At 64.3% G+C, this 11,046-nt stretch carries 11 protein-coding genes; 5 read left to right on the top strand and 6 right to left on the bottom strand.

Annotated features, from left to right (window positions below):
* On the top strand, positions 1-279 hold a 279-nt coding region (locus tag AC1DMG_RS15705), incomplete at its 5' end, for a NifU family protein (protein ID WP_477180736.1).
* 69 nt (positions 280-348) lie between these two features.
* Here the strand turns inward: AC1DMG_RS15705 and AC1DMG_RS15700 are convergent.
* A complete protein-coding gene (locus AC1DMG_RS15700; protein WP_046971168.1) occupies positions 349-702 on the bottom strand; it encodes a c-type cytochrome in 354 nt (117 codons plus the stop codon).
* A 17-nt stretch (positions 703-719) separates the two neighbouring features.
* Positions 720-1,043 (bottom strand): c-type cytochrome, encoded by a 324-nt coding sequence (locus tag AC1DMG_RS15695; protein ID WP_046971176.1) that lies wholly within the window; start codon positions 1,041-1,043, stop codon positions 720-722.
* 179 nt (positions 1,044-1,222) lie between these two features.
* On the opposite strand from AC1DMG_RS15695, the gene AC1DMG_RS15690 reads away from it, so the two are divergent.
* Positions 1,223-2,383: a glycoside hydrolase family 18 protein gene (locus tag AC1DMG_RS15690; protein WP_477175919.1), complete on the top strand. Its 1,161-nt coding sequence runs from the start codon at positions 1,223-1,225 to the stop codon at positions 2,381-2,383.
* Between the two features lie 523 nt (positions 2,384-2,906).
* Here the strand turns inward: AC1DMG_RS15690 and AC1DMG_RS15685 are convergent.
* From AC1DMG_RS15685 to AC1DMG_RS15670, 4 genes are all read right to left on the bottom strand, one after another.
* Positions 2,907-4,139 carry a TraB/GumN family protein gene (locus tag AC1DMG_RS15685; protein WP_441602442.1) on the bottom strand — a complete coding sequence of 411 codons (1,233 nt, stop codon included), beginning with the start codon at positions 4,137-4,139 and terminating at the stop codon, positions 2,907-2,909.
* A 75-nt stretch (positions 4,140-4,214) separates the two neighbouring features.
* Positions 4,215-5,105, bottom strand: a complete 891-nt coding sequence (locus AC1DMG_RS15680) for a carbon-nitrogen hydrolase (RefSeq protein WP_441602441.1) — start codon at positions 5,103-5,105, stop codon at positions 4,215-4,217.
* Between the two features lie 129 nt (positions 5,106-5,234).
* Entirely contained in the window at positions 5,235-6,269 is a 1,035-nt protein-coding gene (locus AC1DMG_RS15675) for an agmatine deiminase family protein (protein WP_477180735.1), read from the bottom strand.
* Between the two features lie 149 nt (positions 6,270-6,418).
* The gene (locus AC1DMG_RS15670) at positions 6,419-6,757 is read right to left on the bottom strand and encodes a hypothetical protein (protein WP_441602451.1); all 339 of its coding nucleotides are present in this window, start codon (positions 6,755-6,757) and stop codon (positions 6,419-6,421) included.
* A gap of 234 nt (positions 6,758-6,991) precedes the next feature.
* Here AC1DMG_RS15670 and AC1DMG_RS15665 point away from each other — a divergent pair, with 234 nt between their 5' ends.
* The 3 genes from AC1DMG_RS15665 to AC1DMG_RS15655 form a co-directional block, all read left to right on the top strand.
* Complete coding sequence (locus AC1DMG_RS15665; RefSeq protein WP_477180734.1) at positions 6,992-8,899, top strand: ABC-F family ATP-binding cassette domain-containing protein; 1,908 nt, start codon at positions 6,992-6,994, stop codon at positions 8,897-8,899.
* Positions 8,896-9,828, top strand: coding sequence for a phosphoglycerate mutase (locus AC1DMG_RS15660; RefSeq protein WP_477179130.1), 933 nt, complete (start codon positions 8,896-8,898; stop codon positions 9,826-9,828). Before AC1DMG_RS15665 ends, AC1DMG_RS15660 begins: the two co-directional genes overlap by 4 nt.
* Positions 9,825-11,046 (top strand): single-stranded-DNA-specific exonuclease RecJ (locus AC1DMG_RS15655; RefSeq protein ID WP_477180733.1); only part of this gene is annotated, 1,222 nt, incomplete at its 3' end. The genes AC1DMG_RS15660 and AC1DMG_RS15655, both read left to right, overlap by 4 nt.

The raw sequence follows: 11,046 nt of genomic DNA, 5'->3' as shown, positions 1-11,046 counted from the left end.
CGCGTGCGCTATGTGCTCGAGGCCGAAGTGAATCCGAAGATCGCCTCGCACGGCGGCCGCGTGAGCCTGCTGGAAGTGAACGCCAACGGCGTGGTGATCCTGCAGTTCGGCGGCGGCTGCCACGGTTGCGGCATGGTCGACGTCACGCTCAAGCACGGCGTGGAAAAGACCTTGCGAGAACGCGTGCCGGAAATCACCGAAGTGCGCGACGCCACCGATCATAGTGGCGGCAGCAATCCCTACTACAGCAAGAAAGAAGGGCAGTCCGCGCTAAGCTGATCAACAGCCGTCTGGACGTCCAAAAAAAAGGCCCGCGCGATGCGGGCCTTTTCACTATTGCGGTGTGGCTTACTTGTCGCCCTGGATATGACCTTGCAGCGTATCGAGCTTGGTCGGCAGGCTGGAGAAGTAGGCGGCAACGTCCTGGATGTCCTGGTCCGACAGCTGCGCCACGAAGCCCTTCATGATGGCGTTGTCGCGCTGACCGGTCTTGTACTCGTTGAGTGCCTGCTGCAGGTACATGTTGTACTGGCCGGCCAGGCGCGGGTACTGGGGATCGATCGAGTTGCCGTCGGTGCCGTGGCAGGCGAAGCAGGTGGCCGCCTTCTGCTTGCCGTTTTCGATATTGCCGGCAGCCAGCAGCTGGGTGGAAGCGAACGCCAGGACGGCGCCGAAGGAAAGCAGGGTGAGTGCACGATGCATGCGTTCGGGTCCTTGGCTTACTTGGCGAGGCTGGACAGGTAGGCGGCGATGTCCTGGATGTCCTGGTCGGACAGACTCTGCGCCTGGGCCATCATGGTCGGATGCTTGCGCTCGCCGGCCTTGTATTCGTGCAGTGCACTGATGATGTATTGCTGGTTCTGGCCGGCGATGCGCGGCACGGGATAGTTCGGATACGCGTTGGCGTAACCGGGTACGCCATGACAACCATTGCACGTATAGATCAACTTGCGTCCGGCAGCTTTATCACCCTCGGCATGCACGCTGGCAGTGGCGAAAAGAGCTGCGGCCACGGTCAGGCCAAGCAGTTGCAGTCGAGTCATCAGCATCGTCCCCACGATTCCGGCTGGTACATGGTGAAAGTCCCGGAAGTATAGTCGTAGCGTTCACGAACGGACAACATGTCGCAAGCCACTGATTCCAATCAGTGCAAGGTTTCACAGTAGCGGGGAGGTGCAGGCGCGCCCCCGCGCTGCGCAACGTCACACGCAAAGGACCGAGCATGAAAGGAAGGCTGGAAAATGCGGGAAAACGACGTGGCCTGAAGGCTGCGCTGACGATGGCGATGGCCTTGGGCGTCGCCTGGAGCGGGGCCCAGGCGCAGGCCGCACCCCCTGCGGCAGATTACCGCATCGTCGGCTATGTCTCCGATTCCCAGCCGTTGCCGCCGGTGAGTGCGCAGAAGCTCGACGTCATCAACTATGCGTTTGCGAAGGTGGACGTCAAAGGGGATGTGCAATTTCCCAGCCCCGTCGCAGGCCAGACGCTGGCGACCTTCACCGGTCTGCGCAAGATCAATCCCAACCTCAAGATCATCGTCTCCGTAGGCGGCTGGGGCGCGGACTTTTTCTCCGATGTGGCCTTGAGCGCCGACACGCGCCAGCGCATGGCCGAGAGCGTGGCCGCCTTCATCGAAAAATACGATGTGGATGGCGTGGATCTGGACTGGGAATACCCGACGCTGGCGGGCCCCGGCATCAGCCATCGCCCTGAGGACAAGCGCAATTTCAGCCTCTTGCTGGAAGCGTTGCGTGCCCGCCTGGACAAGCTGGGTGCGGCGCATCATGGCCGCCATTACTTGCTGACGATTGCTGCCGCCGACGGAGAGTTCGTGGCGGGCATCGAGCTGGAGCGCGTGTCGCGTTCGCTCGACTGGATCAACCTGATGACTTACGACTTCCACAACAGCCTGACGCCGACCACCGGGCATCACGCGGGGCTGCATCTGGCTGATATGGCTCCGGCGGACGATCGTGCGGGTGACAAGGCGGTGGCGCAGTTCCTTGCGGCGGGTGTGCCGGCGAAGAAGCTCAATCTTGGTGCGGCGTTCTATGGGCGCGCGTTCTCAGGTGTCGATCCGGCGCACGATGGTTTGCAGCAGAAGTACGCCAAGTACGCGGGCAGTCCTTCGTGGCAGGAGCTGGTGGCCAGTTATATCGACAAGAATGGCTATGTGCGCCATTGGGATGCGAAGGCGCAGGCGCCGTATTTGTGGAATGCCAAGACGCGGACGTTTGTTACTTATGAGGATCCGCAGTCGTTGCGGGCGAAGGTGGCGTTCGTCAAGGCGAAGGGGTTGGGTGGGGTGATGTATTGGGAGCAGAGTTTGGATCGGAATGAGGAGTTGTTGGGGGTGTTGGATGAGGCGTTGGGTCATCGCTGACTTTCGCTCTTCATCCTGGCGCAGATATCACTTGCTCCTGATCCCGGCGCAGGCCGGGATCCAGAGCCTCGGTTTCTGATTGTCGCGTTGACGCCAGGGTGCCGCCTACGCGGCGGGCGTTTCGATCGGCTGCCGCCGACCGAGTCACTTTTCTTTTGCTGGCCCAAAAGATCCCACGGGACTAGCTTCGCGTCGAAAGTAACCCAAAGAAAATGGCCTGATAACGCCCGCAGCATCGTGTTGGGATAAGCCCGAGCGCTCGAGGCGGGCCGTCAGGGGACAACCTCCGAGGGTACACAGGGGATACTTCAATGCGCTGCGCAACGCGCCCGAATCGCTGAGGACTTAAAGCGGGGGCTCGCTTCGCTTTGGCTTTTAGAGCGTCCCAATTCGAACTGGGTGCCGCGCCCGGCGCTCGTCTGTGGGAGCGCACCCTGTGCGCGACAGCCACGCTGGGGTGTACCGCTCCGTAGGTTTGTCGCGCACAGGGTGCGCTCCCACACGGTCTGCCGTTTCGGCTCGCTTAGAGCAAGCTCTTCACGATATGAATGCCGGCGGTGTATTCGCCGATGATCGTGCCCAGGCACACCAGGAAGAAGTTGAGCAGGGTGCGGGCGACGCGGTTGCTCCACCAGCCGCGCCAGTGGCCGATGTCGTCGCGTAGTGTTTCGAAATCGGCCACGCGCGGGCGGCGCACCCAGGCTTCCACCATCGCGCTGATGCCGCCGGAGGGAATGCCGGGGCGGAAGGGTTTGATCGGGCCGGCAATGAATGCGGCGAGCACGCTCAGGGGATGGGCACCGGCAATGATGGCGCCGATGGCGGAGAAGCCGCCGGTGTAGAGCACCCAGTCGCGCAAGGCGGCTGCACCCAGTGATGGGCTGCGGTAGAAGGCGAATCCAATGGCAATGAACACCGCCAACACCAGGCCAAGGGCCACCCACTTCGGCCACACCGACTTGGGCGGTGCTGCGGAGAGCGCGGCGGCTTCCGTCGCGGGATCGCTTTGCTGGGTGCGCAACTGTTCGCACAAACCCTTGAGGTGTCCGGCACCGATCACTACTAGCACACGACGGCCTTCGCCGTAACCCGACTGGGCGGCTTGTTCGCGCAAGCGCGCTGCCATGTACGCGTCGCGTTCGGCGATCAAGGCGCGATAGAGCGGCGCGGAGTTGGTGGCGAACTCACTGAAGGCGCTTTCCAGCATGTCGCCTTGCTTGAGTTTTTCGATTTCGGCTTCCTGGATATTCTCGCGTTCGAACACGCTGGCAATCAGGCCGCCCATCAGGCCGAAGCGCTGCCAGAAACCGACGCTATGCCAGGCACGACGCAGCGTGGTGCCGACTTCGCGATCCACCAGCCACACGGGCACGCCGCGTTGATCGGCGCCGTCCATGCCTGCTTTCATTTCTGCGCCGGGCTGGATGCCGTACTGCTCTGCAAGGCGCTTCTGGAACGAGGACAGCACCAGGCTGGCCGCGACCATGCCGGCCTTGCCCTGGCGGATCACCTGGAACAGATCCATCTGCTTGAACGCTTCGGGATCGCGCATGCCTTGGGCGCGGCTCTCGCAAAGCTCCACGGCGACGGCGTCGAAGGTTTCATGCGCGAGCAGCGCTTCCACTGCATCGACGCTGGTGCGCGATACGTGCGCCGTGCCTAGCACCACGTATTCCACGCCGTCGCGCGTGACGCGCTCGATCGGTTGGTCGCGCAGCACGGGCGGCAGGGAATCGGTGATGTCGGTCTGGCTCATGCGTGGTGTCGGTGTGGCTCAGGCGAAGACTGCGTGGAATGGCAGAGGCGCGAGACTGGTCGCGTCACCGTGGTATTAGTCGCGAAAACGCTTGAGCAGATCGCCGTACGCATCGATGCGACGATCGCGCAGGAACGGCCAGATGCGGCGGACGTGTTCGCTGCGCGCCATGTCGACATCGGCGATCAACAGTTCGCGGCCATCCGTACCGGCCTGCGCCAGGAATTCACCCTGGGGACCTGCGACGAAACTGGTGCCCCAGAACTGGATGCCGTTGCCCACGCCCGCCTTGTCGGCTTCGAAGCCGGTGCGGTTGCACGACAACAGCGGCAGGCCGTTGGCAACAGCATGTCCTCGTTGCACCGTGACCCAGGCTTCGCGCTGGCGATCCTTCTCGGCCTGGTCGTCCTGCGGGTCCCAGCCGATGGCGGTGGGATAGAGCAGCAGGTCGGCGCCGGCCAGCGCCATCAGGCGCGCGGCTTCCGGATACCACTGGTCCCAGCACACCAGCACGCCCAGGCGACCCACCGAGGTGTCGATCGGCTCGAAGCCGATGTCGCCCGGCGTGAAGTAAAACTTTTCGTAGAACGCCGGGTCGTCGGGGATATGCATCTTGCGGTATTTGCCCGCGATGGCTGCGGAGCGGTCAAACACCACGGCGGTGTTGTGGTACAGACCGGTGGCGCGCTTTTCGAACAGCGAGGCGACCACCACCAGCTTCAGCTCTTCGGCCAGTTTGCCGATGCGAGCGGTACTGGGACCCGGAATGGTCTCGGCCAGGTCGAATTCGTCCACCGACTCGCGCTGGCAGAAATACGGGCCGTTGTGCAGTTCCTGCAGCAGCACCAGTTCCACGCCCCTGGCTGCGGCGTCGCGCAGGCCTGCCTCAATGGCGTCGAGATTGGCGTCGCGGCTGCCGCGGTCGGTTTCCTGCAGCAGGGCGACTTTGAGGGTCTTGCGGGTCATCGGTGGGCTTCCAGAAAAGGCTGCTGGGGAGCAGATCGCAGAGTCTAGCGGATACAGCCGCCCGGCCCCGTTTCGGAGCGGACGTCAATTCATCTATATGGTGTGCTTCGAGCCGGTTTCCAGCAGCTCTCAGACGATGCCGGTCGGCAGCTGCATGGTGATGCAGTGCAGGCTGCCGTTCTGCCAGATCAGCGGGCGGCAAGGCACTTGCACGATCTCGCGGCCCGGATGGGCTTCACCGATGATGCGCGCGGCCTCGTCGTCGGCGGCGTCGCCATAGGCGGGCACCAGCACGGCATCGTTGACGATCAGGTAGTTCGCATAAGAGGCGGCCAGGCGACGGCCCTCATCCACGATCGGCTTGGCCCAGGGCAGGGGATAGAGCGTGTACGGCTTGCCTGCGGGCGTGCGCAGCGCGGCGAGTTCTTCGCCCATGCGCTTGAGCTCGTCATAGTGCGGATCGCTGCTGTCGTCGCAGGCCTGGTACACGATGCGTTCGCCCGGCGCGAAGCGGGCCAGCGTATCGATATGCGCGTCGGTGTCGTCGCCTTCGAGGTAGCCGTAGTCCAGCCACAGCACGCGCCTGGCGTGCAGGCTGTCGCTGAGGATCTCGGTCATCTGCTCGCGGGACTGTTCCGGGTGGCGCTGGGTCAGGCAGCGCCAGGTGGTGAGCACGGTGCCTTYGCCATCGCTTTCGATACCGCCGCCTTCCAGCGCCCAGTCGATGCGTTTGTGCATGGCCTTGCCAAACACGCCTTCCTGCACGAGGCCGGCAATCAGCGCGTCGTCCTGCTCGGCGCCGAACTTGCCGCCCCAGCCGGTGAAGCGGAAATCGGTCAGCTGATACTGCCCGCCATCGGCCTTCAAGGTGATCGGACCGGAATCGCGCAACCAGGTGTCGTCGTAGGGCAGCTCGACGAAACGGATCTTGGACAGATCGACGCCTTCACCGGTCAGCAAGGCCTGCACGCGCAGGCGCAGCGGGTTGTCGCCCACCACGATGATCAACGGCTGGAAACGCGTGACCGCGGCGGCCAGCGCGACATAGGTGGTTTCCACATCCGCGAGGCGGTCGGCCCAGTCGGTGCCGGCGTGCGGCCACGCGATCAACACGGCCGATTGCGGCTCCCATTCCGCCGGAAGGCGAAGGCTTTGGTCGGTCATCGTCAACAGTTCTCTTGCAGCGGGGACGGCAGYAGCTGCCCGGGGCAGACTACGAGGGCCGCAGAGTGTAAACGATGAGGTGTGACAGGGCAGAAAAGAGAACGCGGCCCGTGTTGCCACGGACCGCGTCTAGCCCATGCCGGCGTCGATCAGTTGACCGAGGCTGGATTGGTGTTGTTGCCCGCCGGTGTGTTGAGCACGGCGTGGATCACGTGACTCTTCTCGAAATACACGATGAAATTCGCGTAATCCCAGCGGTTGATCACCGGATGCTTGTCGCTGTCGCCGCCACGGGGCGAGAGCTTGCGCTGCGGAGCACCGTACTTTTTCTCCACCTCGGCCATGCTCATGCCGCGGCCGGGCAGGTCCATGCCCTTTTCCTGCTGCACGCGGTTGACGAGCAGGCTGTCCGCTTTGGCGGCAACCGGGGCACTCATGCCGGCGGTGGCCAGCAGGGCGATGGACAGGCTGATGCTGAACTTGCTGATTCCGTACTTGTTCACGGTTCCCCTCTCCGCACAAGGCGTTGCCGCGTCGTTGTAGCAGAAGTATCGGGCCTTAGCCATGCGAATCTGCGGCGATTGCGACGGCGTGGGCATTCGTTGTGAGGAACCGGGCGCAGGGCCCGCTATCATGGGCGGCTACGGCCGGCACCCGGCCGGCTCCGGGGGCCCGCCTGTGCGGCCTCTACCACGGCATTGAACAGGCTCTAAGCTCTCCTCATGATTTCGTTCCGTCACTTCGCCCTCCGCCGTGGCAGCCGACTGCTGCTTTCCGATATCGACCTGGTCATCCAGACTGGCTGGCGGCTGGGTGTGGTCGGGCGCAACGGCTGCGGAAAATCCAGCCTGTTTGCCGCCTTGCAGGGCCAGGTAGAAGCCGATGCCGGCGACCTGGACCTGCCTGCGAAGATCCGCATGGCCTCGGTGGCCCAGGAAACCCCGTCGCTGCCCGACCCCGCCATCGAGTACGTGATGGGCGGCGACGTGGAGCTGGCCAAGGCCTTGCGCGACGAGATCGACGCCGAAGCGCGCGGCGACACCGAAGCGATGGCGCTCGCTCATCACCGCATCGAAGAACTGAACGGCTACGACGCCCGGGCGCGTGCTGGCCGCCTGCTGCATGGCCTGGGCTTTGCCGCTGAAACCCACGAGACGCCGGTGAAGGAATTCTCCGGCGGTTGGCGCGTGCGCCTTAACCTTGCGCGTGCGCTGATGGCGCCGTCGGACCTGCTGCTGCTCGATGAGCCCACCAACCATCTCGATCTCGACGCGGTACTGTGGCTGGAAGAATGGCTGCGCCGCTACCAGGGCACCTTGCTGATCATTTCGCACGACCGCGAATTCCTCGACGGCGTGATCACCCACACGCTGCACCTCAACGATGGCAGCGGCAAGCTCTATACCGGCAACTACAGCGCGTTCGAACGCCTGCGTGCCGAGCAGCTGCGCCAGCAACAGATCGCGCACGAACGCGAGCAGGCCGAGCGTGCTCACCTGCAGTCGTTCGTGGATCGCTTCAAGGCCAAGGCGAGCAAGGCCAAGCAGGCGCAGTCGCGCGTGAAGCGACTGGAGAAACTGGCCGGCACCGAGGCCGTGCGCGCCGAGCGTCCGTTCCATTTCCAGTTTGCCGTGCCTGCGCGACTGCCTGATTCGATGGTGCAGATCGAGGACGTCGATGCCGGCTATCCGGGTGAAAACGGCGCAGCCACCACCACGATTTTGCGCAACGTGCGTTTCCGCCTGGAAGCGGGCSAGCGCATCGGCCTGCTGGGCSCCAACGGCGCCGGCAAATCCACCCTGGTCAAGACCCTGGTCGGCGAACTCACGCCGCTGGCCGGCGAGCGCAAGGGGCACAAGGATCTGAAGATCGGCTACTTCGCCCAGCACACGGTGGAAAGCCTGCACGAAGGTTCGTCGCCGTTCGATCATCTGCAGGAGAAGGCGCCTGGCGTCGCCGCGCAGGTCTTGCGTGACTTCCTTGGTTCGTGGAATTTCGCCGGCGATCGCGCCTTTGAATCGGTCGACGGTTTCTCCGGCGGCGAGCGCGCGCGTCTTGCGCTGKCGCTGATCGCCTGGGACAAGCCMAACCTGYTGCTGCTCGACGAACCGACCAACCATCTTGATCTGGACATGCGCGAAGCACTGGCCGATGCGCTGGCGGAATTCGACGGTGCGCTGGTGCTGGTCTCGCATGATCGCCATCTGCTTGGCATGGTCAGCGACAGTTTCTGGCGCGTGGCCGATGGCACGGTGGAACCGTTCGACGGCGACCTAGACGACTATGCGAAGTGGCTGCGCAGCCGTGGTTCGGCCGCCAAGAAGGCCAAGAACAAGGAAAACGCCAAGCCCGTCGAACGCGTGGAAACGCCGGACGAGCGCCGCGCCCGCACCGCCGCCGAGCGCGACAGCGACAAGGCCACGCGCCAGCGCGTGAAAAAGATCGAGACGCGCATCGCCACGTTGGAAGGCGAGCTGACGGCACTCGAAGCGAAGTTGGCCGATCCGCAAACCTATAACGGCTCCACCACCGAGATGATGCGGCTGGGGCAGCGACAGAGTGAACTTCGCAGCGAGAAGGAAACGCTCGAAGTCGAGTGGCTGGCACTCTACGAACAGTTGGAGGCATGAGCCTGGCCATGCGCGATTCGGCCCATCACGCGATCGATGTCTGGCTGCCGAATCTCGCGCGATTGGCGCCCGATCATCCGTTGCGCGGTCTCGTGCGCAAGGCCGATCGTCTGGCTGACGGCGCGCGCGGCTACATGGCTGGATTGAACGCGCGCTTCGAGCTGCCCGACCCGCTGCCGGCCGCGGCGCTCACGCGCCAGCTGATTGCCGGTGACGCCGGCGGCGATCGCTGGCTGTGTGCCGATCCTGCCTGGGTGCAACCTGATCTCAATGGTGCGCGACTGCTGGCCTGCGGGCAGATGCAGTTGTCGATGGACGAAGCGCTTGCTCTCGCCGAGCCGCTGATGCCCTTGTTCGACGAAGCCGACATGGCGCTCATTGTCTCGTCGCCCGATCGCTGGCATGTGCGCTTGTCCGCCGATACTGCGCTGCCGGACTTTGCAGCTCCCGAGCAGGCGTTGGGCGAGGACCTCTACTACCACCTGCCGCAAGGCGTGGAAGGGCGTCGCTGGCGCATCCTGCTCACCGAGGTGCAGGTGATCCTGCATCAGCATCCGCTCAACGCCGAGCGACGCCAGCGCGGCATGCCGCCGATCAATCATGTATGGCTATGGGGCGGCGGCGCGCTGCCGCAAGCCGTGCATACCTCGCTTGGCAACGTGATTGGCGATGATCTGCTGTTGCGCTCGCTGGCGACGCAGGCAGGCATTGCCGTGGCGGCTCGCACGGAGGCATCGATAGCCGCGGCGTTGCCGGGCACCTTGATGGATCTGCAGGACCTGCCGGAAGACGAACTGGCTGCGCGTTGGACACCGGGCCTGCTCGCCCTGGCCAAGCGCCAACCCTTGCAACTGAGTTTTGCCAGCGGCGAGCGCTGGCTGCATCGTCCCTGGCATCGTCTGCGTGTCTGGCGAAGGAGCAGCCGGTGAAGCGCAACAGCCTTCGTCGACGCGAGCCTCAAGGCAGCCCGGCGGGTTGGGGCGTGGATGTCCATCCGGTCTTGCAGCAGGTGTTCGCCGCACGCGGCGTGCTCTCGCCGCTGGATGCCGAATATCGTCTTGCGCGTCTGCTTTCGCCACAACAGCTCGGTGGCCTGGATCAGGCGGTGGCCTTGCTGTCGGAGGCGATACGCGACGATTGGACGATTCTGATCGCCGGCGACTATGACTGCGATGGCGCGACCGGCACGGCCGTCGCTGTGCGAGGCCTGCGCATGCTGGGCGCGCGCCGCGTGGACTATGCGGTGCCCAATCGATTCGTGCATGGCTACGGCCTGAGTCCGGCGCTGGTCGAATCGCTTCAGCCCACGCCGCAACTCATCGTCACCGYCGACAACGGCGTGGCCAGCGTGGCGGGTGTAGCTGCGGCGCAGGCGCGCGGCATCCGCGTGATCGTCACCGATCATCATTTGCCTGGTGAGCAACTGCCCAGCGCCGATGCGATGGTCAATCCCAACCTCAATGGCGATGCGTTCCCGAGCAAGGCGCTGGCGGGCGTGGGCGTGATGTTCTAYSTGCTGCTSGCGCTGCGCGCATCGCTGCGGGAGCACGGCGTGTTTCCTGCGGGCAGCGAGCCGGATCTTTCCGTGCTGCTCGATCTGGTGGCGGTGGGAACCGTGGCCGATCTGGTGCCATTGGATTTCAACAACCGCGTGCTGGTGGAGGCGGGTATGCGGCGTGTGCGCAGCGGCCGTGCCCATGCGGGCGTGGCGGCGCTGGTGGAGGCGAGCCAGCGCAGCGCGGCGACGCTTTGTGCCAGCGATCTGGGCTATGCGATCGGCCCGCGGCTCAATGCGGCGGGCCGGCTCGAGGATATGCGCATCGGCGTGGAGTGCCTGCTCACCGATGATCCGGTGCAGGCGCGTCGTTACGCCGAGCTGCTGAGTTCCATCAATCAGGAACGCCGCGAGTTGCAGGCCACCATGGTGGCCGAGGCCGAAGTGATGGTGTCGCGCACGGCAGACATCGACGCCGTAGGTGTGGCTTTGTTCGAACCGAGCTGGCACGCCGGGGTGGTAGGACTAGTGGCGTCCAAACTCAAGGAGCGGCTGCATCGTCCGGTGATTGCGTTTGCACCGGCCAGCGAAGAGATGCAGGACGAGTTGCGCGGTTCGGCGCGTTCCATCGCCGGTTTCCATATCCGCGATG

The sequence above is a fragment of the Dyella sp. 01N36 genome, assembly GCF_056399745.1.
Note: the sequence above shows the minus strand (reverse complement) of the source record. Positions and strands in the feature narration are given on the sequence as shown.